This window comes from Streptomyces sp. NPDC033165 (genome assembly GCF_055577965.1).
This window is the reverse complement of the sequence record NZ_JBVIPK010000002.1, coordinates 685,862-709,451: the sequence shown is the minus strand read 5'-3', so window position 1 is coordinate 709,451 and position 23,590 is coordinate 685,862. Positions and strand designations below refer to the sequence as shown.

The 23,590-nt window shown below is 71.1% G+C and carries 21 protein-coding genes; 11 read left to right on the top strand and 10 right to left on the bottom strand.

What is annotated here, in order from left to right:
- Positions 1 to 62 precede the first annotated feature (62 nt).
- Positions 63 to 1,526, top strand: coding sequence for a catalase (locus ACZ5WC_RS07605; protein ID WP_468539917.1), 1,464 nt, complete (start codon positions 63 to 65; stop codon positions 1,524 to 1,526).
- A gap of 69 nt (positions 1,527 to 1,595) precedes the next feature.
- Here the strand turns inward: ACZ5WC_RS07605 and ACZ5WC_RS07600 are convergent, their stop codons facing one another.
- Positions 1,596 to 3,824, bottom strand: coding sequence for a transglycosylase domain-containing protein (locus ACZ5WC_RS07600; protein ID WP_468539916.1), 2,229 nt, complete (start codon positions 3,822 to 3,824; stop codon positions 1,596 to 1,598).
- A gap of 239 nt (positions 3,825 to 4,063) precedes the next feature.
- On the opposite strand from ACZ5WC_RS07600, the gene ACZ5WC_RS07595 reads away from it, so the two are divergent.
- The 5 genes from ACZ5WC_RS07595 (at position 4,064) to ACZ5WC_RS07575 (ending at position 9,002) form a co-directional block, all read left to right on the top strand.
- A complete protein-coding gene (locus ACZ5WC_RS07595) occupies positions 4,064 to 5,035 on the top strand; it encodes an SPFH domain-containing protein (protein ID WP_468539915.1) in 972 nt (323 codons plus the stop codon).
- Positions 5,032 to 5,307 (top strand): type II toxin-antitoxin system antitoxin, encoded by a 276-nt coding sequence (locus ACZ5WC_RS07590; protein WP_468539914.1) that lies wholly within the window; start codon positions 5,032 to 5,034, stop codon positions 5,305 to 5,307. The genes ACZ5WC_RS07595 and ACZ5WC_RS07590 overlap by 4 nt, the downstream gene beginning before the upstream one ends.
- Before the next feature lie 88 nt (positions 5,308 to 5,395).
- Entirely contained in the window at positions 5,396 to 5,920 is a 525-nt protein-coding gene (locus ACZ5WC_RS07585; protein WP_096629602.1) for a PadR family transcriptional regulator, read from the top strand.
- Positions 5,917 to 6,603, top strand: a complete 687-nt coding sequence (locus tag ACZ5WC_RS07580; RefSeq protein ID WP_096629601.1) for an ABC transporter ATP-binding protein — start codon at positions 5,917 to 5,919, stop codon at positions 6,601 to 6,603. The genes ACZ5WC_RS07585 and ACZ5WC_RS07580 overlap by 4 nt, the downstream gene beginning before the upstream one ends.
- Positions 6,600 to 9,002 carry an FtsX-like permease family protein gene (locus ACZ5WC_RS07575; protein ID WP_468539913.1) on the top strand — a complete coding sequence of 801 codons (2,403 nt, stop codon included), beginning with the start codon at positions 6,600 to 6,602 and terminating at the stop codon, positions 9,000 to 9,002. The genes ACZ5WC_RS07580 and ACZ5WC_RS07575 overlap by 4 nt, the downstream gene beginning before the upstream one ends.
- A 45-nt stretch (positions 9,003 to 9,047) precedes the next feature.
- Here the strand turns inward: ACZ5WC_RS07575 and ACZ5WC_RS07570 are convergent, their stop codons facing one another.
- On the bottom strand, positions 9,048 to 10,037 hold the full coding sequence (locus ACZ5WC_RS07570) for a LysR substrate-binding domain-containing protein (RefSeq protein WP_468539912.1): 990 nt from the start codon (positions 10,035 to 10,037) through the stop codon (positions 9,048 to 9,050).
- 134 nt (positions 10,038 to 10,171) lie between these two features.
- Between ACZ5WC_RS07570 and ACZ5WC_RS07565 the strand changes: the two genes are divergently transcribed.
- Together ACZ5WC_RS07565 and ACZ5WC_RS07560 are read left to right on the top strand one after the other, a co-directional pair.
- Positions 10,172 to 10,726, top strand: coding sequence for a peroxiredoxin (locus tag ACZ5WC_RS07565; RefSeq protein ID WP_003966619.1), 555 nt, complete (start codon positions 10,172 to 10,174; stop codon positions 10,724 to 10,726).
- 12 nt (positions 10,727 to 10,738) lie between these two features.
- On the top strand, positions 10,739 to 11,272 hold the full coding sequence (locus ACZ5WC_RS07560; protein WP_096629596.1) for an alkyl hydroperoxide reductase: 534 nt from the start codon (positions 10,739 to 10,741) through the stop codon (positions 11,270 to 11,272).
- A gap of 84 nt (positions 11,273 to 11,356) precedes the next feature.
- Here ACZ5WC_RS07560 and ACZ5WC_RS07555 read toward each other — a convergent pair whose 3' ends face one another.
- The 4 genes from ACZ5WC_RS07555 to ACZ5WC_RS07540 form a co-directional block, all read right to left on the bottom strand.
- A complete protein-coding gene (locus tag ACZ5WC_RS07555) occupies positions 11,357 to 12,862 on the bottom strand; it encodes an AI-2E family transporter (protein ID WP_468539911.1) in 1,506 nt (501 codons plus the stop codon).
- Between the two features lie 147 nt (positions 12,863 to 13,009).
- Positions 13,010 to 13,732 carry an aggregation-promoting factor C-terminal-like domain-containing protein gene (locus ACZ5WC_RS07550; RefSeq protein ID WP_468539910.1) on the bottom strand — a complete coding sequence of 241 codons (723 nt, stop codon included), beginning with the start codon at positions 13,730 to 13,732 and terminating at the stop codon, positions 13,010 to 13,012.
- Positions 13,733 to 14,121: 389 nt separating this feature from the next.
- The gene (locus ACZ5WC_RS07545; protein WP_096629592.1) at positions 14,122 to 15,444 is read right to left on the bottom strand and encodes a PhoH family protein; all 1,323 of its coding nucleotides are present in this window, start codon (positions 15,442 to 15,444) and stop codon (positions 14,122 to 14,124) included.
- 352 nt (positions 15,445 to 15,796) lie between these two features.
- The gene (locus tag ACZ5WC_RS07540; RefSeq protein WP_096629622.1) at positions 15,797 to 16,558 is read right to left on the bottom strand and encodes an isoprenyl transferase; all 762 of its coding nucleotides are present in this window, start codon (positions 16,556 to 16,558) and stop codon (positions 15,797 to 15,799) included.
- A gap of 214 nt (positions 16,559 to 16,772) precedes the next feature.
- On the opposite strand from ACZ5WC_RS07540, the gene mgrA reads away from it, so the two are divergent.
- Positions 16,773 to 17,822: an L-glyceraldehyde 3-phosphate reductase gene (gene mgrA / locus ACZ5WC_RS07535; protein WP_468539909.1), complete on the top strand. Its 1,050-nt coding sequence runs from the start codon at positions 16,773 to 16,775 to the stop codon at positions 17,820 to 17,822.
- 263 nt (positions 17,823 to 18,085) lie between these two features.
- Complete coding sequence (locus tag ACZ5WC_RS07530) at positions 18,086 to 19,285, top strand: winged helix DNA-binding domain-containing protein (protein ID WP_468539908.1); 1,200 nt, start codon at positions 18,086 to 18,088, stop codon at positions 19,283 to 19,285.
- A 57-nt stretch (positions 19,286 to 19,342) separates the two neighbouring features.
- Here ACZ5WC_RS07530 and ACZ5WC_RS07525 read toward each other — a convergent pair whose 3' ends face one another.
- From ACZ5WC_RS07525 to ACZ5WC_RS07515, 3 genes are all read right to left on the bottom strand, one after another.
- A complete protein-coding gene (locus ACZ5WC_RS07525; protein WP_468539907.1) occupies positions 19,343 to 19,810 on the bottom strand; it encodes a hypothetical protein in 468 nt (155 codons plus the stop codon).
- A 163-nt stretch (positions 19,811 to 19,973) separates the two neighbouring features.
- Positions 19,974 to 20,777, bottom strand: a complete 804-nt coding sequence (locus tag ACZ5WC_RS07520; RefSeq protein WP_468539906.1) for a class I SAM-dependent methyltransferase — start codon at positions 20,775 to 20,777, stop codon at positions 19,974 to 19,976.
- A gap of 141 nt (positions 20,778 to 20,918) precedes the next feature.
- Positions 20,919 to 21,764, bottom strand: a complete 846-nt coding sequence (locus ACZ5WC_RS07515; RefSeq protein ID WP_468539905.1) for a prepilin peptidase — start codon at positions 21,762 to 21,764, stop codon at positions 20,919 to 20,921.
- A 124-nt stretch (positions 21,765 to 21,888) separates the two neighbouring features.
- Here ACZ5WC_RS07515 and ACZ5WC_RS07510 point away from each other — a divergent pair, with 124 nt between their 5' ends.
- Complete coding sequence (locus ACZ5WC_RS07510) at positions 21,889 to 22,272, top strand: DUF192 domain-containing protein (protein ID WP_468539904.1); 384 nt, start codon at positions 21,889 to 21,891, stop codon at positions 22,270 to 22,272.
- A gap of 22 nt (positions 22,273 to 22,294) precedes the next feature.
- Here ACZ5WC_RS07510 and ACZ5WC_RS07505 read toward each other — a convergent pair whose 3' ends face one another.
- On the bottom strand, positions 22,295 to 23,521 hold the full coding sequence (locus ACZ5WC_RS07505) for a hypothetical protein (protein ID WP_468539903.1): 1,227 nt from the start codon (positions 23,519 to 23,521) through the stop codon (positions 22,295 to 22,297).
- Positions 23,522 to 23,590: the final 69 nt, after the last annotated feature.

Genomic DNA, 23,590 nt, shown 5'->3' with positions numbered 1-23,590 from the left:
GCATTCGTAGCGAAGCGACCTGAATGCCCCACGATCCCCCACGACTCGACGGGAGGACGCTCGTGACCGAGAAATCCCCGCAGCTTCCGTACACCACGAACAACGCCGGAATCCCGGTGGAGAGCGACGAACACTCGCTCACGGTCGGCGCCGACGGACCGATCCTGCTCCAGGACCACTATCTGATCGAGAAGATGGCCCAGTTCAACCGGGAACGGGTCCCCGAACGGGTGGTGCACGCCAAGGGATCGGGGGCGTACGGGACCTTCGTCGTGACCAACGACGTCAGCCAGTTCACCAAGGCGGACCTGTTCCAGCCCGGCAGGCGCACGGACATGCTGGCCCGCTTCTCCACGGTCGCCGGTGAGCAGGGCTCGCCCGACACCTGGCGCGACCCCCGCGGTTTCGCGCTGAAGTTCTACACCGAGCAGGGCAACTACGACATGGTCGGCAACAACACGCCGGTCTTCTTCGTACGGGACCCGATGAAGTTCCAGGACTTCATCCGCTCGCAGAAGCGCCGCCCGGACAGCGCTCTGCGCGACCACGACATGCAGTGGGACTTCTGGACCCTCTCCCCCGAGTCCGCGCACATGGTGACGTGGCTGATGGGCGACCGGGGCATCCCGAAGACGTACCGCCACATGAACGGCTACAGCTCGCACACCTATATGTGGGTGAACGCGGGCGGCGAGCGGTTCTGGGTGAAGTACCGCTTCAAGACGGACCAGGGCATCGACTTCTACACGCAGTCCGACGCCGACTCCATGGCCGGGACCGACGGCGACGTCCACCGCCGGGACCTGTTCGATTCGATCGAGCGCGGTGACCATCCGAGCTGGACGCTGTACGTCCAGGTCATGCCGTTCGAGGACGCGCCGGACTACCGTTTCAACCCGTTCGACCTGACGAAGGTGTGGCCGCACGGCGACTACCCGGAGATCGAGGTCGGCCGGATGACGCTGGACCAGAACCCGGAGGACTTCTTCGTCCACATCGAGCAGGCGTCGTTCGAGCCGTCGAACCTGGTGCCGGGCATCGGCCCGTCGCCGGACAAGATGCTCCTCGGCCGGTTGTTCTCCTACCCGGACACCCACCGCTACCGGATCGGTCCGAACTACGCGCAGCTCCCGCCGAACCGGCCGCGGCACGGGGTGAACTCGTACGCCAAGGACGGCCCCATGCGCTACGAGCCCTCGCGGACGGGGGCGGTCTACGCCCCGAACTCCTACGGCGGTCCGGCGGCCGACACCGCCCGGTTCGGTGACCCGGCCGGCTGGGCCACGGCGGGCGAGATGGTCCACGAGGCGTACAAGCCGCACAGCGAGGACGACGACTGGGGCCAGGCGGGCACGATGGTGCGCGAGGTCCTGGACGACGCGGCGCGGGACCGGCTGGTGTCCAACATCTCCGGCCATCTGCTGGACGGCGTGAGCGCTCCGGTGCTGGAACGGGCCCTCCAGTACTGGCGCAATGTGGACAAGGACCTGGGCGACCGGGTCGCGAAGAAGGTCAACGGCGGCTGACCTGGCCGGTACGCACATGAGTGAGGGGCGGACCGGTGCGGTCCGCCCCTCACTCATGCGGTCAGGGCCTTACTGCGCGGGCGCTCCGCCGCCGCCGGGCCGCTCACCCGGCTGGCCGTCGTCGTCCCCGGGCTCCGGCGGCAGCTCGGGGGTCTTGGTCGGCAGCGTGACGGGCGGGCTGGTCGTGGGCGGTGCCGGGGAGGACGGGGTCTCACTCGGCGTCTCGCTCGGCTCCTCGGAGGGCGTCTCGGACGGGGTGGGCTCCTCGGACTCGGTGGGCTCCTCGGAGGGCGTCTCGGAAGGCGTCGGCGGTGCGGGCACCTCGCCGCGCTGCACGTCCTCCAGGTCGAACGTCTTGCCGGAGCCGCCGCCGAGGGCGCCGAGGGTGTAGTCGGCCCAGATCTTGGCCGGGAAGCCGCTGCCGCTGGCGCGGCCGGAGTTGGCCGTACCGGTCAGGGAGACCTGCTTGCGGCCGCCGTCGCCCTCGCCGAAGAGAGCCACGACCGTGGCCAGCTCCGGGGTGTACCCGGCGAACCAGGCCGACTTGTTGTCCTCGGAGGTGCCGGTCTTGCCCGCCGCGTCGTAGGCGCCGGTGTTGGCCGCGCCGCCTGACCCGGCGTCGACGACCCCGGTGAGCGCCTTGGTCACGGTGTCGGCGGAGGCGCGGCTGATGGCCTGCACCCGCTTGGGCTTCTCGGCGTTCACCGTGCGGTCGCGGTGCTCGGCGGACTGGAGGATGTGCGGGGTGACCTTGCGCCCGTGGTTGTCGAGCGTGGCGTACACGCCGGCCATGTCCCAGGTCGAGGCGTTCATGGTGCCGAGCGAGACGGCGGGGCGCTCGGGGAAGTTCTTGTCCGGTACGCCGACGGCGAGCGCGGTCTCCTTCACGGCGGCGGGCGTCACGTCGACGATCATCTGCGCGAAGACCGAGTTGACCGAGCTGTTCATCGCCTTCTGCACGGAGATCGGGCCGTAGCTGCGGTCGTCCTCGTTCTGCGGGCTGAACGGGGTGTCGCTGCCGACGACGGGCCGCCTGCTGGTGCCGTCGTACACCGTGTTGAGCCCGATCAGGCTGCCGTCCTGGGTCTTCGACTCGTTCTCCAGGGCGGAGGCGAGCACCAGCGGCTTGAAGGTGGAGGCGGGCTGGTAGTCCTGGCGGGTGGCGTTGCTGATGTAGTGCTTGATGTAGTCCTCGCCGCCGTACAGGGCGACGACCTTGCCGGTCTTCGGGTCGACCGAGGTGGCGCCGGCCTGGACGGTGGCGTCGATCTTGTTGCCCTCGCGGTCGAGCTTGGACTCCAGCTGGTCTTCCACCGACTTCTCCAGCGCCTTCTGGCGCTTCTTGTCGACGGTGAGCGTGAACGTCCAGCCACCGGCCTCGCGGTCCGCGGCGGAGACGCCCTGCTTCTCCAGCTCCTTGTTGGCCGCCTCGACGAGGTAGCCGGTCTGGCCCTCCATGCCCTGGGCGGGCTTGGGCTTGTCCGGCACGGGGAACTCCAGGCCGGCCTTCTCGGACTCGGTCAGCCAGCCCATCTCGACCATGTTGCGCAGGGTGTAGGCCCAGCGCTCCTTGACCAGCTTCTTCCCCGTGTCGGTGGCGGCGTGCCAGTCGTACTGGCTGGGGGCCTGGAGGAGGGAGGCGAGGTACGCGCCCTGGGAGACGTCCAGGTCCTTGGCGTCGATGCCGTAGTACGCCTGGGCGGCCGCCTGGATGCCGCTCGCGCCGCGTCCGTAGTAGGCGGTGTTGATGTACCCGGCGAGGATCTCGTCCTTGGACTTCTGCTGGTCGACCTTGAGCGAGATGACCAGTTCCCTGAGCTTGCGGCTCACGGTGGGGTCCTGCGTCAGGTAGAAGTTCTTCACGTACTGCTGGGTGATGGTCGAGCCACCCTGCTTGCCCTTGCCGCTGAGGGTGTTGAAGATGCCGCGGGTCGTTCCCTTGAGGTCGACGCCCTGGTCCTTGTAGAAGGTCTTGTTCTCGGCGGCGACGAAGGTGTGCTGGACCTTCTTGGGCACCTCGTTCAGGTCGACGATCTGGCGGTTGACGCCCTTGCCGGTCCGGGCGAGGACCGTGCCGTCGCTGTACTTGTAGACGTTGCTCTGCCGCTCCGCCATGGCGTTCGCGGCGGGGACGTCGACGTACAGGTAGAGAGCGCCGAAGGCGCCCATCCCCAGCAGGATGATCCCGAAGAACGTACCCAGCAGCTTCTTCCACGTGAAGAGTCTGCGTATGCCGCCGCTCTTCGCAGCCCGGCGCGACCCTCGCGCCTGAGCTCGTCGCGCATCCGCTCGACCCATTGCTGTGTTGCTCCCGCTTCTCTGCTCGACCCGCTCGCTCGGTCTCCTCAGCCCGTTCCGACCTGCCAGCTAACACTGTCGGACGGGACAAATGGCGAGCGATCCGGTCTTTTACGGACGTGACAATCAGCACCCGTCTCCTAGGAACCGACTCCCCAGAGGTGGACAAGGTTGCGAAATCCGATAATGTGAAATCACATTGATAGCGCGGCGAGTGGCCGCACAGAACGGGGGACCCCATGACTGTCCAGCACGACGACCACCGCCCCGCGGCCCCGGCGCCCGACCCGGCCATCGACGCCCCCGACATGCCCGAGCCGCAGGTCAGGGAGGTCGCCGCGCATGCGATCCCGGGCGGGCTGGGGCTGCTGCTGACGGTGCTCGGGGTGTTCGCGGGCATCGGCCTCGCCATCGTCGGCGGGGTGACGGGGGCGAACGGCAACAACGCCCTCGGCGTCCCGCTCTTCATCCTCGGGGCGCTCCTCACCATCACCTCGTTCTTCTGCATGAGCGGTGTGAAGATGGTCGCTCCGGGCGAGGCCCGGGTGATCCAGCTCTTCGGCCGGTACGTCGGGACGATCCGCACCGACGGACTGCGCTGGATCAACCCGCTGACCTCCAGCCAGAAGATCTCCACCCGGGTCCGCAACCACGAGACCGCCGTCCTCAAGGTCAACGACGCCTACGGCAACCCGATCGAGCTGGCCGCGATCGTCGTCTGGAAGGTCGAGGACACCGCCCAGGCGCTCTTCGAGGTCGACGACTTCCTGGAGTTCGTCGCCACCCAGACCGAGGCGGCCGTCCGGCACATCGCCATCGAGTACCCCTACGACGCCCACGAGGAGGACGGGCTCTCGCTGCGCGGCAACGCCGAGGAGATCACCGAGAAGCTGGCCGTCGAGCTGACCGCCCGGGTGAAGTCCGCGGGCGTCCGGATCATCGAGTCGCGCTTCAGCCACCTCGCGTACGCCCCCGAGATCGCCTCCGCGATGCTCCAGCGCCAGCAGGCCGGTGCGGTCGTCGCGGCCCGTCAGCAGATCGTCGAGGGCGCGGTGGGCATGGTCGAGATGGCCCTGACCCGGATCGCCGAGCAGGACATCGTGGAACTGGACTCCGAGCGGAAGGCCGCCATGGTCGGCAATCTGATGGTGGTGCTGTGCGGCGACCGCGCGGCGCAGCCGGTCCTCAACACGGGCAGCCTCTACCAGTGACCGACGAGGAACCGCCCCGGCGGCCCCCGGCGCCCCGGCCGCAGCAGCGCAAGCAGATGCTGCTGCGACTGGACCCCGCGGTGCACGACGCACTGGCCCGCTGGGCCTCCGACGAGCTGCGCAGCGCCAACGCGCAGATCGAGTTCCTGCTGCGGCGGGCGCTGGCGGAGGCGGGGCGGCTGCCGGGGGCGGCCCGGCCGATCGCCCGCCGGGGGCGTCCGCCGAAACGCCCCCCGGAGGAGCAGGCCACCCCGCCCGCCCCCGACGCGTGATCAGCGCCCCTGGCCCGCAACCGCAGGCCAGGGGCGCTTTCCGGACCCGTATACACACTAGGTATACACCCCGTGTACAGTTCTCCTCATGTCTATCGGTCACACCCTCCTCGGACTCCTGGAGTCCGGCCCCCGGCACGGCTACGACCTGAAGCGGACCTTCGACGAGAAGTTCGGCCAGGACCGTCCGCTGCACTACGGCCAGGTCTACTCGACGATGTCCCGGCTCCTGAAGAACGGACTCGTCGAGGTCGACGGGGTCGAGAGCGAAGGAGGGCCCGAGCGCAAGCGGTACGCCATCACCGACGCCGGGATCACCGACGTCGAGCGCTGGCTCGCGCAGCCCGAGAAGCCGGAGCCGTACCTCCAGTCGACCCTGTACACCAAGGTCGTCCTCGCCCTCCTCACCGATCGCAGCGCCGCCGACGTGCTGGACGCCCAGCGCTCGGAGCACCTGCGGATGATGCGCATCCTCACCGACCGCAAGCGCAAGGGCGACCTCGCCGACCAGCTGATCTGCGACCACGCCCTGTTTCATCTGGAAGCCGATCTGCGCTGGCTGGAACTGACCGCCGCCCGTCTCGGCCAGCTCGCCAAGGTGGTGTCCGCATGATCCCCGAAGGCTCCCTGCTCTCCGCGCACGACCTGCGCAAGACCTACGGTTCGACGCCCGCCCTGGACGGCGCCTCGTTCTCCGTGCACCCCGGCGAGGTCGTCGCCGTGATGGGTCCCTCCGGCTCCGGCAAGTCCACCCTGCTGCACTGCCTGGCCGGGATCATCACGCCCGACTCGGGCACCATCACCTACGCGGGCCGCGAGCTGTCCGCGATGTCGGACGCCGAGCGCAGCGCCCTGCGGCGCAGCGACTTCGGCTTCGTGTTCCAGTTCGGCCAGCTCGTCCCCGAGCTGACCTGCGTGGAGAACGTGGCCCTGCCACTGCGGCTCGACGGTGTGAAGCGCAGGACCGCCGAGCGCACCGCCCTGGAGTGGATGGAGCGCCTGGAGGTCGACGACCTCGGCGCGAAGCGCCCCGGGGAGGTCTCCGGCGGACAGGGGCAGCGGGTCGCCGTGGCCCGTGCGCTGGCCTCGTCCCCGAAGGTGATCTTCGCCGACGAGCCGACCGGCGCACTGGACTCCCTCAACGGCGAGCGCGTGATGGAGCTGCTCACCGAGGCCGCCCGTTCGGCCAACGTCGCCGTCGTCCTGGTGACCCATGAGGCCCGGGTCGCCGCCTACTCCGACCGTGACGTCACCGTGCGCGACGGCCGGGCCCGCGATCTGGAGCACGCCGGATGACGCTGCTCGCTTCCCGTACCACCCCGCCCGGCGAGCGGGACCGCCCCGAGCAGCCCTCGCGCGGCGCGGCCACCCTCCGGGACCTCGGCCTCGGAATCCGGTTCGCCGCCGCCGGTGGCCGCGAGGGCTGGATCCGTACGCTGCTGACCGCCGTCGGCGTCGGCCTCGGGGTCGCGCTGCTGCTGCTCGCCTCCTCCGTACCGCATCTGCTGGACGAACGGAACGCCCGCGAGCAGGCCCGCAGCGAGGCGCCGCTCTCCGGTTCGCCGGACGGGCGGGTCGCGAAGTCGGACACGTCGGTGGTGCGGATCAACACGACCACCGAGTACCGCGACCGGACCGTCGCGGGATACCTGATGCGCCCGGACGGCTCGAAGCCCGCCCTCCCGCCGGGGGTCGGACGCTTCCCCGGAGCGGACGAGATGGTCGTCTCGCCCGCGCTCAAGGAGCTGCTCGCCGCCCCGGGCAGCGGACTGCTGCGCGAGCGGCTGCCGTACGAGATCACCGGCACCATCGGCGACGCCGGGCTGCGCTCGCCGGGCGAACTCCTCTACTACGCGGGCAGCGACACCCTGACGCCCGCCGCCGGCGGCGAACGGATCTCCGGATACGGGAGCCCCGGCGAGACCGACCCGCTCCCGCCGCTGCTGATCGTGCTGACCGTCATGGTCTGCGTGGTGCTGCTGGTGCCCGTCGCGATCTTCATCGCCACCGCCGTGCGGTTCGGCGGCGACCGGCGCGACCGCAGGCTCGCCGCGCTGCGGCTGGTCGGCGCGGACATCCGGACGACCCGGCGCATCGCCGCCGGGGAGGCGCTCTTCGGTGCGGTGCTCGGGCTGCTGATCGGGCTGGCCTTCTTCCTCGTGGGACGGCAGTTCGTCGGCGCGGTGGAGATCTGGGACGTCAGCGCGTTCCCGGCCGACCTGGTGCCCGATCCGCTGCTGGCGCTGCTGATCACGGTCGCGGTGCCGCTGACCGCCGTGCTGGTCACGCTGGTCGCGATGCGCTCGGTGGCGATCGAGCCGCTCGGTGTCGTACGCCGCGGAAAGGACCGGGGCCGTCGGTTCTGGTGGCGGCTGCTCATGCCGCTCGCGGGTCTGGCGGTGCTCGGATCGACGGGCCGGATCAGCCCGTACGAGTACGCGCCCGTGAAGCCGTTCGCGGTCGCGGCCGGTGCGGTGCTGGTGCTGGTCGGGCTCGCCCTGCTGCTGCCCTGGCTGGTCGAGGCGTGCGTGAACCGGCTGCGCGGCGGCCCGGTGCCCTGGCAGCTCGCCACCCGCAGGCTCCAGCTGAGCAGCGGGGCGGCTTCCCGTGCGGTCAGCGGGGTCACGGTGGCGGTGGCGGGTGCGATCGCGCTCCAGATGATGTTCGCGGCGATGAACGCCGACTTCAACCGGGTGACCGGCCAGGATCCCACGCGGGCCCAGTTCGCCGCGTACTCCGAGGACGTCACGGGCGATGGGGCGACCTCGGCCATCGAGCAGTTCCGCGCCACCAAGGGCGTGGAGGTCGTGATCGGCTCGGTGGAGACGTACGCGTCCAAGCCCGGTGACTACGCGGACGACGACATCCCGCCCACCACCTCGCTGACCATCGGCACCTGCGACACCCTGCGCGAACTGGCCCGGATCACCTCCTGCCGGGACGGCGACACGTTCGTCGTGCACCCGCAGGGCGACAAGGACATGGCCGACTGGGTCGACCAGACGGCCCGCAAGGGCGAGGTGGTCGAGATCGGCTCCGGGACCGGCAAGCCGATGCGGTGGACGCTGCCCGCCGACTCCCCGACCGTGCAGGGCCGCAAGGACCCGATGGGCAACCCCCACTGGGGAATCATGGCCACCACCGGCGCGGTCGACGCGGGCAAGCTGCCCGGCGCGCAGATCGCCGCCCAGATCCGGGTCGACAGGAGCGTGCCGGACGTCGCCGAGTACGTACGCAACACGGCCGCCCGGATCGATCCCGGCATGCGCTTCGTCACCCTCGACTCGGTGGAGCGCGACCGGCAGTACGCCAGCATCCAGACCGGCCTCCAGGTCGGGGCGAGCGTGGTGCTGCTGCTGATCGCCGCCTCGATGCTGGTCTCCCAGCTGGAGCAGTTGCGCGAGCGCAAACGGCTGCTGTCGGTGCTGGTCGCCTTCGGCACCCGGCGTACGACGCTGGGCTGGTCGGTCCTGTGGCAGACCGCCGTCCCCGTGGTCCTCGGCCTGGTGGTCGCGGTCGCGGGCGGGCTCGGTCTCGGCGCGACGCTCACCTGGATGATCGAGAAGAGCGTCTCCGACTGGTGGCTGTTCCTGCCGCTGGCGGGGGCCGGTGCGGGGCTGATCCTGCTGGTGACGGTGTTGTCACTGCCCTCGCTGTGGCGGCTGATGCGGCCGGACGGCCTGCGTACGGAGTAGGGGGTGCCGGTGCGGCTGGGGGAACCCGGCCGCACCGGTCTCCGTTCACTCCCCGGAGGCCGCCACCACCCGCACCGGCAGCGGTTTCATCGCTTCCCGCAGCGCGGCCGCGAACTCCTCGAACTCACCGCCCCGCGCCGACCCGGTCCGCATCGCCAGCGCCACCCGCCGGGTGGGCGCCGGGTCCGCGAAGTACCCGGTGGCCAGCGCCTCGTTGCGGCCGGTCTCCACCGTCACCGCGGTGCGCGGCAGCAGCGTCACGCCGAGCCCGCCCGCGACCAGCTGGACCAGGGTGGAGAGCCCGGCGGCGGTCGTGGTGACCGGTGCGCCCTGGGTGCGGCCCGCCTCACGGCAGATGTCCAGGGCCTGGTCGCGCAGGCAGTGCCCCTCGTCCAGGAGGAGCAGCGGCAGCTCGCGCAGTGCGTCGCGCGGGATGTCGGCCCGGCCGCCGAGCCAGTGGTCCTGCTCCATGACCAGGACGAAGTCCTCGTCGAACAGCGGGATCTCGGTGACGCCGGGCACCCCGAGCGGCACGGCCAGGAGGAGCAGGTCGAGCCGCCCCGCCGCGAGCCCCTCCAGCAGCGAGGAGGTCTGCTCCTCGTGGACCTGGAGGTCGAGGTCCGGGTAGCGGTCATGGACCAGCCGGAGCACGGTCGGCAGGAGATACGGGGCAACGGTCGGGATCACACCGAGCCGGAGGACCCCGGTGAACGGCGCCCGGACCGCCTCGGCCTCCTCCATCAGCGCGGCGACGGCGTCCAGCACCGCCCCGGCCCGCACCGCGAGCCGCTCCCCCGCGGGCGAGAGCAGCACCTTGCGCGTCGTACGCTCGATGAGCTGGACACCCAGTGCCTCCTCCAGGGTGGACACGGCCCCCGAGAGCGCGGGCTGACTCATCCCGATTGCTGCCGCGGCGTCCCGGAAGTGCAGATGCTCCGCCACGGCCGCGAAGGCGCGCAGCTGCGACAGGCTGGGCTGCTTGGCGGTCGGCTTACCGGACTGCTTGGGGCGTATGCCCTGTTTACCCTGGCCCACTGATAGGCACCTCCGATCATCACGACCGAGTGTAGCTATTTCCGCGATCAATGCACTCTGTGCCAAGGTGGAACCCGTCCAACCCTCAGGAAGACCCCTCAAAACGGGAATTCCAGACGTTCCAAGGAGAGCGCGTGCTCACTGTCGGTGACAAGTTCCCCGAGTTCGACCTGACTGCTTGTGTTTCGCTGGAGAGCGGCAAGGAGTTCGAGCAGATCAACCACAAGACCTACGAGGGCAAGTGGAAGATCGTCTTCGCGTGGCCGAAGGACTTCACCTTCGTGTGCCCCACCGAGATCGCCGCTTTCGGCAAGCTGAACGAGGAGTTCGCCGACCGGGACGCCCAGATCCTCGGCTTCTCCGGTGACTCCGAGTTCGTGCACCACGCCTGGCGCAAGGACCACCCGGACCTGACCGACCTGCCCTTCCCGATGCTGGCCGACTCGAAGCACGAGCTCATGCGTGACCTCGGCATCGAGGGCGAGGACGGCTTCGCCCAGCGCGCCGTCTTCATCGTCGACCAGAACAACGAGATCCAGTTCACGATGGTGACCGCCGGTTCCGTGGGCCGTAACCCCAAGGAGGTCCTGCGGGTCCTCGACGCCCTCCAGACCGACGAGCTGTGCCCGTGCAACTGGACCAAGGGCGAGAACACCCTCGACCCGGTCGCGCTCCTCTCGGGCGAGTGAGCTGACAGCGACATGGCTCTCAACGAACTCAAGTCCGCCATACCGGACTTCGCCAAGGACCTGAAGCTGAACCTCGGTTCGGTCATCGGCAACAGCGAGCTCCCGCAGCAGCAGCTGTGGGGCACCGTGCTGGCCTGCGCGATCGCCTCGCGTTCGCCGAAGGTTCTGCGCGAGCTGGAGCCCGAGGCGAAGGCCAACCTCTCCGCCGAGGCCTACGCCGCGGCGAAGTCGGCCGCCGCGATCATGGCGATGAACAACGTCTTCTACCGCACCCGGCACCTGCTGTCGGACCCGGAGTACGGGACGCTCCGCGCGGGTCTGCGGATGAACGTCATCGGCAACCCGGGCGTGGAGAAGGTCGACTTCGAGCTGTGGTCGCTCGCCGTCTCCGCGATCAACGGCTGTGGCCAGTGCCTGGACTCGCACGAGCAGGTGCTGCGCAAGGCCGGCGTGGACCGTGAGACCATCCAGGAAGCCGTCAAGATCGCTTCGGTGATCCAGGCGGTCGGTGTGACCCTCGACGCCGAGGCCGTACTCGCCGAGTAGCCACACCGCACCACCCCTGCGTACGGGAAGAGCCCCGAGGACGACCGACCGTCCTCGGGGCTCTTCTTCGTCTTCTTCCAGGCCCTAGTCCTGCGGCGGCCGGTCGTCGGGGGCGCGTCCTGCCGGGCCCTCCTGGACCTCGCCGCTCCGGGTCTCGCCACTCCGGCTCTCACCGCCCCCGACCTCCGCGCTCCCGGCGGCGGCCCCCGGCGTGGCGTGTGCCGGGCGCATCGACAGGGCGGTGGAACCATGGCGTCCGCCGGTCTCGCCCGGTGAGCCGAAGGAGTCCGGCTGGGCGTACGAGCGCAGATAGCCGACCACCGTGTTGGTCACGGCGACCAGCGGTACGGCCACCACCGCGCCGCCGATGCCCGCGACCAGGCCGCCCGTCGCCACCGCGAGGACCACCGCGAGCGGGTGCACCCGGACCGCGCGGCCGAGGATGAACGGCTGGAGGATGTGGCCCTCGATCTGCTGCACCGCGAGGACCACCACCAGCACCATCAGCGCGGTGAACACGCCCTCGGTGACCAGCGCGACGACCACCGCCAGCGCCCCGGAGACCACGGCGCCGAGCAGCGGGATGAAGGCGAACAGGAAGATGAACACGGCCAGCGGCACCGCGAGCGGCACATTGAGGAAGTAGAGCCCGAGCCCGATGAACACGGCGTCGATCAGGGCGACGAGCACCGTGCCCCGCACATAGGCGGTGAGGGTGCGCCAGGCGCGCGGACCGGCTCCGGCGACCCCGGGCCGGGCCTGGGCGGGCACCAGCTTCAGCGTCCACTGCCAGATGCGCTTGCCGTCGTAGAGCAGGAAGAGCGTCGAGAACATCGCCAGCAGCAGCCCGGTGAGGAACTCCACCATCACCGTGACGCCCTGGAGCCCGGCGGAGGTGATCTCCTCGGTGTTGGTGCCGATGGTGTCGCTGAGGTTCTTGGCGATGTCGTTGATCTGCGACTCGGTGACATGGAACGGGCTGTCCAGCAGCCAGCGCTTCAGTTCGTCGATACCGTCGCGGACCCGGTCGGAGAGCGTGTCCAGGTTGTCCATCACCTGCCAGACCACGAACCAGCCGACCAGCCCGATGATGACGAAGCCCAGCACGGCGGTCACGGCGGTGGCCAGTCCGTGCGGCAGCCCGAACCGCTTGAGCCGGACCACGGTCGGCTGGAGCATCGCGGTGACGAGCAGCGCGGCCGCGAAGGCGAGGACGACCAGCTGCACGGCGCTGATCACCTGCATCAGCACCCAGAGGGTCCCCGCGAGGACGAGCAGCCGCCAGCCCGCCTCGGCCGCGACCCGCATCCCCCACGGAATCACCGCGACCGGATCGGGCTTGGCCGCCACGGAGGGGGCGTACGAGGGCGGCGCGGGCACCTGCCCCGAAGCCGCCTCACTGTCCGCGACGTCGACGGCCGGGTCGCCCGCCACCACGACAGTCCCGGCCACCGCCCCGGCCCCGGAGCGCGGACCGGGCTCCTCCGGATCGTCCGAAGCGGCGGCCTGCGCCCGCTGTCGTTCCAGGCGCGCGCCCAGCTCGGTCAGCTCGGCCCCGAAGCGGCCCAGCCAGCCCGGCAGTTTCGACATGCTCTCGTCCTTCCCCCATCGTGGCTCCCCAGCGCTCTCGGGGCCGCCAGGATGCGACCGTACAACGCGCGAGGCCCCTCACCGTCCTGACGGTGAGGGGCCTCGCAAGGTTGAGTGCGCGGAGAACCCAGTCCGCGCGCTCCTCCCCTAGTACCAGTTGTTGGCCTGCCAGAAGGACCAGGCGCCGCACGGGCTGCCGTAGCGGTTGTCCATGTAGCTGAGGCCCCACTTGATCTGGGTGGCCGGGTTGGTCTGCCAGTCGGCTCCGGCGGAGGACATCTTGTGGCCCGGGAGGGCCTGCATCAGTCCGTACGCGCCGGAGGACGGGTTGACCGCACGGTAGTTCCAGGTCGACTCGTGGTTCACGATGTTGCTGAAGCACTGGAACTGGTCGGCGGGCACCATCTGACGGGCCATCGCCTGCACCTGGGCCACGCTGTACGAACCCTGCGCGGCGAACGAGGAGGCGTCGCGGACGGAGGACCGGCTGGCGCGCTCGGCGGCGTCCTTCTCCTTCTTCGCCTTCTCCGCGGCCCGGCGCTCGGCCTCGGCCTTCTCCTCGGCCGCGGCCTTCTTGGACTTGGCGTCCTTGGCCGCCTGGAGGCGAGCCGACTCCTCGGCCGACTTCTTGGCAGCTGCGTCGGCGGCGGATGCCTGGGCGTCGGCCTGCTGCGTCAGCGAAGCGGTCTGCACCTGGGCCTGCTGGCCCGCGGGGATGTCTGCGAGCAGCGTGGTGTCGGCTGCGGCCGCCTCGAAGTTGTTGTCGTCAGCGGCGGGAGCGCCGCCCGAAGCAACGCCTACGACGGCGCCTACGGTGGTGACCGCGGTGGCAGATGCCACGGCGAACCCCCGGACCGAGATCCGGCTCACATGGTGTCCTTCCAGCATCGCCCGCTTAGGTGACCTCGCGGGCGCAATCGTGCCCCTGGCACTGGCCTCCCTACTGCGTGGGTCACGGGAGGCACGGGCCCGTTGGGCAACCCCAGCGAAAGGGCTGCCGCGTGGTGCTCGCGGGCGGCATACGGACGTCACGTGTTGAGTTGTGTGGTGCGTGGCGCCTCTGGAGGTGCCCAAGTGCCGTATGCGGGGCCTGACGGAAGCAAGACTCTGCCGGACAGGGCCGCCGGGAGGCAATTCTGTGCTGCGTGGGAAAGGTCACACCCCGTTTGGGCCACCGGTTTTGTGGAAATGACGGCGCAGCACAATGCCGCCCGGCTAAGCTGCTTGGCTTGCCGGGCGGCATCAATGGGGCATGCGGGTCAGATCTGACCTTCCTCCAGCATTTCGGTCACCAGCGCGGCGATCCGCGAACGCTCGGACCGCGTGAGCGTGACGTGGGCGAACAGCGGATGCCCCTTCAGCTTCTCGACGACGGCGACGACTCCGTCGTACCGGCCGACCCGGAGGTTGTCCCGCTGGGCGACGTCGTGGGTGAGCACGACACGCGAATTCGTCCCGATCCGGGACAACACGGTCAGCAGGACGTTCCGTTCGAGCGACTGCGCCTCGTCCACGATCACGAACGCGTCGTGCAGCGAGCGGCCTCGGATATGGGTGAGCGGCAGGACCTCCAGCATCCCGCGCCCGAGCACCTCCTCGATGACCTCGCGTCCGGCGACCGCCGAGAGCGTGTCGAAGACGGCCTGCGCCCAGGGGCTCATCTTCTCGGCCTCGCTGCCGGGGAGATAACCGAGCTCCTGCCCGCCCACCGCGTACAGCGGCCGGAAGACCATCACCTTCTTGTGCTGCCGGCGCTCCAGGACCGCCTCCAGGCCCGCGCAGAGCGCCAGCGCCGACTTGCCGGTGCCGGCCCGGCCGCCCAGCGAGACGATGCCGACGTCGCCGTCGAGCAGCAGGTCGAGGGCGATCCGCTGCTCGGCGCTGCGGCCGTGGATTCCGAAGGCATCCCGGTCGCCCCGCACGAGCCGTACGTTGCCGTCGGCCGTCACCCGGCCGAGCGCCTTGCCGCGCTCGGACTGGAGGACCAGGCCGGTATGGACGGGCAGGTCGGCGGCCTCGGGGACGTACAGCCTCTCCTCACCGAACAGCAGGTCGACCTGCTCACCGGAAAGGGACAGTTCACCCATTCCGGTCCAGCCGGAGTCGGTGATGGCGAGCTCCGCGCGGTACTCCTCGGCGAGGAGGCCGACGGAGGACGCCTTGATGCGCAGCGGCAGATCCTTGGAGACGACCGTGACGTCGAACCCCTCGGCCTGGAGGTTGCGTGCGACCGCGAGAATCCGTGAGTCGTTGTCCCCCAACCGGTAGCCGGCGGGCAGGACACCGGGATCGGAGTGGTTGAGTTCGACACGGAGCGTCCCGCCCAGATCCCCGAGCGGGATCGGGGCGTCCAGCCGGCCGTACCGGACCCGGAAGTCGTCCAGCAGACGCAGGGCCTGCCGGGCGAAGTAGCCGAGTTCGGGATGGTGCCGTTTGGCCTCCAGCTCCGTGACCACCACGATCGGCAGCACGACTTCGTGCTCGTCGAAGCGGGCCATCGCGCCTGGGTCGGCCAGCAGGACGCTGGTGTCGAGAACATAGGTGCGCCGGTCGGGCATGCGGCGCTTAGTGCTGGTCACCACGGAAGGACGTACCCCCTCGGACGAGGTCGGGGAGTGCGACGGACGGTCGCGGAGCTTCCCGAAGGGAGAGGACGGACCGGGTTCTGGCCCCCGTGCGCGGGCCGAACCACGGCCTCCGCGTCGGCCGCACGCTGTGTACGGTCCTTCGTGTGCAAAGGGCCTCCCGGGCGAGCGGGCTGGGTGCCGCTCACTTGGATGCGACATCCGCCTGGTTGATGACCGGATGTCGCCCTGTCAGAGGTATTCCCTTCATCCCGGGAAGCCATGCCGCCGCATATGACACGGTGTGGAGAAGTCCCGGTGGACGCGCGATGACTCCCCTCTATATAGGGGAGTCGTCCCTGTGGGCCGTTCAGGCGCCGTAGCGCCGGTGGCGGGCGGCGTAGTCGCGCAGGGCCCGCAGGAAGTCGACCTTGCGGAAGGCGGGCCAGAAGACCTCGCAGAAGTAGTACTCCGAGTGGGCGCTCTGCCAGAGCATGAAGCCGGAGAGCCGCTGTTCGCCGCTCGTCCGGATCACCAGGTCGGGATCGGGCTGGCCGCGGGTGTAGAGGTGCTCGGAGATCAGGTCGGTGGAGACGACCTCGGCCAGCTCCTCGAAGGTGGTGCCCTTCGCCGAGTGCTCCAGGAGCAGGGAGCGCACCGCGTCCGCGATCTCCTGGCGGCCGCCGTAGCCGACGGCGACGTTCACGATTATCCCGTCGATGCCGGACGTCGACTCCTCGGCCTCCTTGAGCACCGTCTGCGTCTCCGGCGGGAGCAGATCGAGCGTGCCGACGTGGTGGACGCGCCAGCGCCCGTCCGCGGCGAGATTGCGCACGGTGTTCTCGATGATGCGCAGCAGCGGCTTCAGCTCGTGCTCGGGCCGGTCGAAGTTGTCCGTGGACAGCATCCAGAGGGTGACGACCTCGACATCGGTCTCGGTGCACCAGCCGAGCAGCTCGGAGATCTTGTCCGCACCGGCCTGGTGGCCCTGCACGGCCGATCCGCCGGAGGCCTTGGCCCACCGCCGGTTGCCGTCGAGGATGACCCCGATGTGCTTCGGCACCTGGTCGTGGTCCAGGCGGCCTTCCACCCGGCGCGCGTAGAGCCTGTACACCAGGTCGCGGAAGTTCACTGCGTTCACCCTCTCGGTTCCGTGCGGGCCCGGGGCCCGCCCTCCCCGTCGCCGGGGGTCCGGGGGCCACCCCCGCGGGGAGCGCTGCACGGTCCGCACGTGCGCGGGCATGAGCCGCGCCGCACATCGGCATTCCCCGAAGCCGCCACATTACTGCGATCGGGTCACGGGGGCCCAACCCGGCCTGTCACAAGTCCGTGATAAGGAGAGAAACGTGACTGATTACCTCTCCCCCGACCTGTATTACCGCGCCGACGGTTCGCGCTACGACTCCATGGAGTACCGCCGCAGCGGGCGCAGTGGCCTCAAGCTGCCCGCCCTGTCGCTGGGCCTGTGGCACAACTTCGGCGACGACCGGACCCTGGACTCCCAGCGGGCGATCCTGCGCCGCGCCTTCGATCTGGGGGTCACCCACTTCGACCTGGCCAACAACTACGGCCCGCCGCCCGGCTCGGCCGAGCTGAACTTCGGCAAGCTCTTCGCCCAGGACTTCGCCCGATACCGGGATGAACTGGTCATTTCGACCAAGGCCGGATATCTGATGCACCCCGGCCCCTACGGCGAATGGGGCTCCCGGAAGTACCTGCTGTCCTCGCTCGACGCCTCCCTCAAGCGGATGGGCGTCGACTACGTCGATGTCTTCTACTCGCACCGCTTCGACCCGCAGACCCCGCTGGAGGAGACGATGGGCGCCCTGGCGTCCGCCGTGCAGCAGGGCAAGGCGCTGTACGTGGGCGTCTCCTCGTACAACGCGGAGCAGACCGCCGAGGCGGCCGGGCTGCTGAGGGAGATGGGCGTCCCGGCCCTGATCCACCAGCCGTCCTACTCCATGATCAACCGCTGGATCGAGGACGACGGCCTGCTCGACACCCTGGAGGCAGCGGGCATGGGCTGCATCTCCTTCGTGCCCCTCGCGCAGGGCCTGCTCACGAACAAGTACCTGAAGGGCATCCCGGAGGGCTCGCGCGCCACCCAGGGCAAGTCCCTGGATCCGGGCCTGCTCTCCGACGAGGTGGTCCGCCGCCTCAACGGGCTCAACGACATCGCGCGGAGCCGGGGCCAGTCGCTCGCCCAGCTCGCCATCGCATGGGTGCTGCGCGACAGCCGGATGACCTCGGCGCTGATCGGCGCGTCGAGCGTGAAGCAGCTGGAGGAGAACGTCGCGGCACTGGCGGGCCCGGCGCTGACCGCCGAGGAGCTGAAGGAGATCGACACCTTCGCCGTGGACACGGCGGGTACGAACATCTGGGCCGGGCGCGGCTGACGCTTGGTCAACGGGGCCGCCGCAGAAGGGGGCTTCCGTGGAAAGGAAAAAACGGGCCGGTCCGTGGGGGGGGATACGGACCGGCCCGAGGGGGGGTTTCCACCATAACCCTTCGTAAGTGATATCGCGCGCCACGCCACTCCACAATTACTCTCCGGATTCGCCGGACTCCCTTCCGAGCACGGCGTACGCACCCCGGTGCCTGCACTTCCCGGGGCAGGTTGAGGACAGATCCTGACCGGAAGGGGCTCTACGTTCGAGGTATGACGACACGAGCCCGTACGACCGCGACCGTGAGCTGGCCCGAGGCGAACGCCCGGCGGCTGGCCCGCCAGCACCTGACCACTCCCGCCCCCTCCGCGTCTGCCTCCGCCTCCCCGGCGGAGGCGGTCGGCGCGATGCTCGGCGCGCATGCCCAGGTGCTGTCGGCGGCCGAGCTGTCGGTGGGGCTGCGGGGCGACGGACTGACCCGTACGGACGTGCGTGCGGCGCTGTGGGCGGAGGGGGCCGGTGAGTCCGGGCGGGCCACCCTGGTGAAGACGTTCGGGCCGCGCGGCACGGTGCATCTCCTGCCCGTGGCGGACCTGCCCCTGTGGACCGGCGCCCTGTCCGCCGTACCGACGGGCCCGAACCTCTTCTCCAAGGGCGCCCGGATGACCCCGGACCAGGTGGAGGCGGTCGTCGCGGCGGTCGGGGACGCGTTGCAGGGGGCGGAGCTCACGGTCGACGAGCTCTCCGACGAGGTCGTCGCGCGGACCGGCCCGTGGGCCGGGGACCTGGTGATGCCCGCCTTTCAGACGATGTGGCCGCGCTGGCGGCAGGTCCTGCACCTGGCGGGCCACCGGGGTGCCCTCGCCTACGCCCCGAACCGGGGCCGGAAGGCGACGTACACCAACCCCGGGTGCACCCCGATGCCCGGCCCCGCGGCGCTGGCGGCCCTGGTCGAGCGGTACCTGTACGCGTACGGGCCCGCGACCCCCGCCCACTTCGCCCGGTGGCTCGCCGCTCCGAAGCGCTGGGCGTCCGAGCAGTTCGCCGCGTCGGCCGCGTCGGGGGCGATCGAGGAGGTGGGGTTCGCGGACGAGGGGTCAGCCTGGGTGGTGGCGGGCGATACGGACTTCCCGGACGAGCCGGTGCGAGGCGTGCGGCTGCTCCCGTATTTCGACGCGTTCACGATCGCCTCGCACCCCCGGGAGCGGCTGTTTCCCGGCGCCGCGTACGAGCGGGCGCTCGGCGGCGGGCAGGCGGGGAACTACCCGGTGCTGCTGGTGGACGGCACGGTGGCCGGGGTCTGGCACCAGCGCCGCTCGGGCCGCCGGATCGCGGTGACGGTGGAACCCCTGAAGCCGCTGACGGCGCCCCGGCTGCGGGACCTGGAGGAGCAGGTGGAGCGGGTGGCCGCGATCACGGAGGGAACGGCGGAGCTGACGGTGGGTACGGTGACGGTGGGCCCGCACGCTTAGGGATGTGGGAGGGGTGCGGGGGCGGCGTACGGATCGTGCGTACAGGCCTCCCGCGGATCAGGGGCGGCTCCCTGCGGACCAGGGGTGCTGGTCGAAGCGGACCGCCATCGTCTCCCCGGCCTCGACCACGAAGTCCCCTTCCTGGCAACGGATCACGGCCTGCACCACCTCCCCGTTCGCGTGCCTGCGCTCCCGGGTGCCGACGACCGTCCAGGCTCCCCCGTACGGCACGGGCGGTAACAGGGCGGGCGGGGCGTGCTGCCACTGGCTCGCCGGTACGCACCAGTCGGGCAGCCGGGGCCAGGCGCCTGGGGTGACCCGGAGCGTCCCGTCGGAGGCACAGGTCAGCAGCACGGACTGGCCCTCCGCGAGCACGAACTCGACGGCCTCCGGCTCACCCGCGCGGCCCTCGGGCCGGTAGTAGACCCCGAGGACGGCGGTGATCCGGGACCCCGTGAGCCAGTCGGCGTTGCCGTGCCGCGGCCGACCGGTCGGCGCCGCACGGTCCTCCCGCTCCAAGGGCATGGCCGCTCCCCCTCCTTCGCTTCGCCGTGTGTTCTCCCGTCGAGTAGGACGGCGGCACCCGCGATCCCGTTGCCTCCGGGGCAGGAGTGAACTGGCGTCCGGGGTAAGCAGGTTGACCGGGAGGCGGCCTCCCGGTCCGGTCACCGACCGTATCCCGGACCGGTCACCCCGGCTTGCGGGCCTCGATCAGGAAGCGGGTCGTGCGGGCGAGGAAGGGCCCCTCGTCCTCGATCTTGCGGTGCAGGGCGGCGAGTTGGGGCAGGTACGCCTCGACGGTGAACCCGGGCACCATCCAGATCACCTTGCGCAGGAAGTAGACGACCGCGCCGATGTCGAAGAACTCGGTGCGCAGGCTCTCGGCCCGCAGGTCCACCACCTCAAGACCTGCCGCCGTCGCGGCGGCGCGCGCTTCCTCGGGGTCACGGGCCCGGCGCACCTCGGGCGACTGCGGGCCGAGGAAGAACTCGACGAGCTCGAAGACGCTCGCCGGTCCGACCTGCTGCGAGAAGTACGTACCGCCGGGGGCCAGGACGCGGGCGATCTCCGCCCACCAGGTGGTCACCGGATGACGGCTGACGACGAGGTCGAAGGCGGCGTCGCCGAAGGGCAGCGGCGGTTCGTCCTCGTCCGCGACGACAACCGCGCCCAGCGGATGCAGGAGCGCGGTGGCGCGGGCGATGTTCGGCGGCCAGGCCTCGGTGGCCACGGTCACCGGCGGAAGCTTCGGTGCGGCGGCCAGCACCTCGCCGCCCCCGGTCTGGAGGTCGAGCGCGGCACGGGCCCGGCCGAGCCGGTCGGCCATCGCGCGGGCGTACCCCCAGGAGGGTCGCTGCTCGGTGGCCCGCCCGTCGAGCCAGGAGAAGTCCCAGCCGTCGACGGAGACGGCGGCCGCCTCGGCGACCAGGGCCTCGAACCGGTCGCGGGAGGCGGTGGAGGAAAACGGGAGGGGGGTGGATTCTTCGGGCATAGGGGAATCGTGTCAGGTGGGGCAGAGGTGGGCGAAGGGATTCCGGGCCGGGCCCGCGACGACCGGACGGCGCCCGCGGACGGCCGTGGCCCCCGGACGAGCGGGCGCGCGCCGGACCTGGCGCACGTCCCCGCTCGGGCGTCAGGCGGCGAGGGCTCCGAGCAGCAGCCCGGTCAGCGCCCCGGCGATCATGAACGGGCCGAACGGGATGCCCGTCCTGCGCCCCGCCCGGCGCAGGATCACCAGCCCCAGTCCGTACGCCGCCCCGAACAGGAACCCGGCGAACCCGCCGACGAACAGCACCGCCCAGCCGTACCAGCCGAGCGCCACGCCCAGGGCGAGGGCCAGCTTCACGTCACCGAAGCCCATGCCGTTCGGGTTGATCAGGAAGAGCAGGAAGTAGAAACCGCCCAGGGCCAGACCGCCCAGCAGCCCGGAGGTCCAGGAACCCGCGTGTCCGGGGAGCAGGGCCGCGCCGCCGAGCAGCAGGACGGCCGCACCGGCCAGGGGCAGGGTCAGCGGGTCGGGGAGCCGGTGGACGCGCCGGTCGACGACGGCGAGGAGCACGGCGACGGGGGCCAGCGCCAGCCACCCGAGCAACTCGGGCCGTTCCCCGGTGGCGGCGGCGAGCACGACACAGGCGAGCACGGTGACCAGGGGGGCGAGGACGCCGGGGGCGTAGGAGGCGTAGGGCGTACGAGGAGGCGGACGGGTGCCGGGGGCGGGACGGATGCCGTCCGCATCGGTGCCGACCGCCTCGATGCCGTCCGTGTCGGCGTCGGCGGGTGCTCCCGGGGCCGTGGCGCAGGGCGTGCAGCGGGCCGGGCCGAGCCAGCCGCCCGCCGGCCCGGTGAGCGGATGACCGGCGGGGCACGCGGTACGCCAGGGCTCCTCCGGCTCGACGGCGAACCGGTAGGCGGCACGCGGGATCAGCAGTCCGGTGGCGGCACCCCAGACAGCGGCGAGGGCGAGCAGCGCGACGTCCACGGGGCGACCCTAATCCCGGTTGCCGCCAGGGGTCTTGGGCCCGGGGACCCATGCGTGGCCTTGGGGGCCCATGCGTGGCCGTGAGGACCCCGCGCGGGGCCGCCGGGGGCTACGGTCGGTGCCCATGTGGACAAGGACATGGCGCGACGGAGACGGAACGCTCACGGTCGGCGCGGACTCCGGCGAGGGGCCCCGGGAGGTGCCGCTGCGGATAGCGGCCTCGTACCGGGCACGCACCCGGGGGCTGCTCGGGCGGGACGGGATCGAGGGGGCGCTGATGCTCACCCCGTGCGGGAGTGTGCACACCTTCCGGATGCGGTTTCCCATCGATGTGGCTTACCTGGACCGGAAGTTCAGGGTGCTGGCGGTCCGCACGATGAAGCCGGGCCGCCTGGGGCTGCCCCGGCTGCGGGCCCGGCACGTGGTGGAGGCGGAGGCCGGGATGATGGAGCGGTGGGGGGTACGCCCGGGCGTACGGGTGGAGCTGCGGGCGGCGGGCACCCCGTAGCCGTAGGGCGGGCCGGGGCGGCCTACGGCGGGCCCGCGCCGAGCAGGGTCCAGGCTCCGTAACCGGCCGACAGACAGGCGAGCACGGCGAGCACCGCTGCCGCGCGCCCGGTCGTCCGCAGCCGCAGCAGGGCGACGGCGGGCGGCAGGAGCAGCGGGAACGCGGGCATCATCAGCCGCGGCCGGGAGCCGAAGTACCCGGCGCCGATCAGCGAGATGACGACGATCGCGAGGGTGTAGACGAGGACGGGGAGCGGCTGTCGCTGTCGTACGCAGAGCACCACGAGCCACCCGAGCAGCCCGAGCGCCGCGCACAACCCGAGGGCGGCGGGCCACGGGAGACCGGCGATGAAGGAGGCGAGGGCGCGGCCGCCGTCGATGTTGTTGCCCCACTGCGCCTGGACGTCGAAGTACGCGAACGGGCTGCCTTCTCGTACGGCCACGAACACGACGTACGCCAGCCAGCCCAGCGGGGCGAGCGCCACGCCCGCGATCATCCGGCCGTTACGGCGGAGGACCGGACCGGCACCGCGTCCGGCACGGGCTCCGGTACGGCACTCCCGTACGAGGGTGACGGCGGCGGTGATCGCCAGGGCCGCGATGAGGGCGGCCGCCGACGGCCGGGTGAGCCCCGCCAGTACGCACAGGGCACCGGCCGCGATCCAGCGGCCGGTGAGGACGGCGTACAGCGCCCAGGCGGCCAGCGCGGTGAAGAGCGTCTCGGTGTACGCCATCGACTGGACGAACGCCGTCGGATACACCCCCCACAGCGCTGCCAGCACCACCCCCGTACGCCGCCCGTGCAGGTGCGCGCCGACGGCGAAGATGCCCCAGGCGGCGAGCAGCCCGGCCGTCCAGGCGACCAGGAGCCCGGCGCCGCCGGGGGTGAGCGGAGTCACCTCGGAGATGCCGCGTTCCAGGGCGGGGAGGAGGGGAAAGAAGGCCAGGTCGGAGTGGAGGGCGCCGTCCGGGAGCGTGACGGTGTACCCGTATCCGTCCTCGGCGATGCGCTGATACCAGACGGAGTCCCAGCGTCCGCTGAGCCGCGTGAGGGCGTCCTTCCCGGTGGCCGAAGCGGCTGCCCAGAGGACCAGGAGCCCCAGGGCCCGCACGGCGGCGTAGACCGCGAGGGCGGGCGCGGCGGCCCGGAGCGCTGCGGCGGCGCGGGGCCCGGGGGCGAGGGGCCCGGGAGCGGGGGGCCTCGGGGCCGGGGCGTCGGGCGTCCGGGGACGGAGCTGGTTGTCGGACATACGGCCGATTATGACGCCGATGTCGGACACTCCTGGACGGCGGAAGGCCGGGCGCGCGAGGCGGGGTGC

Bases quoted from the DNA above. Each gene is read 5' to 3' on its own strand.
- ACZ5WC_RS07600 (WP_468539916.1), bottom strand. From the start codon at position 3,824: ATGGGTCGAGCGGATGCGCGACGAGCTCAGGCGCGAGGGTCGCGCCGG.
- ACZ5WC_RS07595 (WP_468539915.1), top strand. From the start codon at position 4,064: ATGACTGTCCAGCACGACGACCACCGCCCCGCGGCCCCGGCGCCCGAC.
- ACZ5WC_RS07585 (WP_096629602.1), top strand. From the start codon at position 5,396: ATGTCTATCGGTCACACCCTCCTCGGACTCCTGGAGTCCGGCCCCCGG.
- ACZ5WC_RS07580 (WP_096629601.1), top strand. From the start codon at position 5,917: ATGATCCCCGAAGGCTCCCTGCTCTCCGCGCACGACCTGCGCAAGACC.
- ACZ5WC_RS07575 (WP_468539913.1), top strand. From the start codon at position 6,600: ATGACGCTGCTCGCTTCCCGTACCACCCCGCCCGGCGAGCGGGACCGC.
- ACZ5WC_RS07560 (WP_096629596.1), top strand. From the start codon at position 10,739: ATGGCTCTCAACGAACTCAAGTCCGCCATACCGGACTTCGCCAAGGAC.
- ACZ5WC_RS07555 (WP_468539911.1), bottom strand. From the start codon at position 12,862: ATGTCGAAACTGCCGGGCTGGCTGGGCCGCTTCGGGGCCGAGCTGACC.
- ACZ5WC_RS07530 (WP_468539908.1), top strand. From the start codon at position 18,086: ATGACGACACGAGCCCGTACGACCGCGACCGTGAGCTGGCCCGAGGCG.
- ACZ5WC_RS07525 (WP_468539907.1), bottom strand. From the start codon at position 19,810: ATGCCCTTGGAGCGGGAGGACCGTGCGGCGCCGACCGGTCGGCCGCGG.
- ACZ5WC_RS07520 (WP_468539906.1), bottom strand. From the start codon at position 20,777: ATGCCCGAAGAATCCACCCCCCTCCCGTTTTCCTCCACCGCCTCCCGC.
- ACZ5WC_RS07510 (WP_468539904.1), top strand. From the start codon at position 21,889: ATGTGGACAAGGACATGGCGCGACGGAGACGGAACGCTCACGGTCGGC.
- ACZ5WC_RS07505 (WP_468539903.1), bottom strand. From the start codon at position 23,521: ATGTCCGACAACCAGCTCCGTCCCCGGACGCCCGACGCCCCGGCCCCG.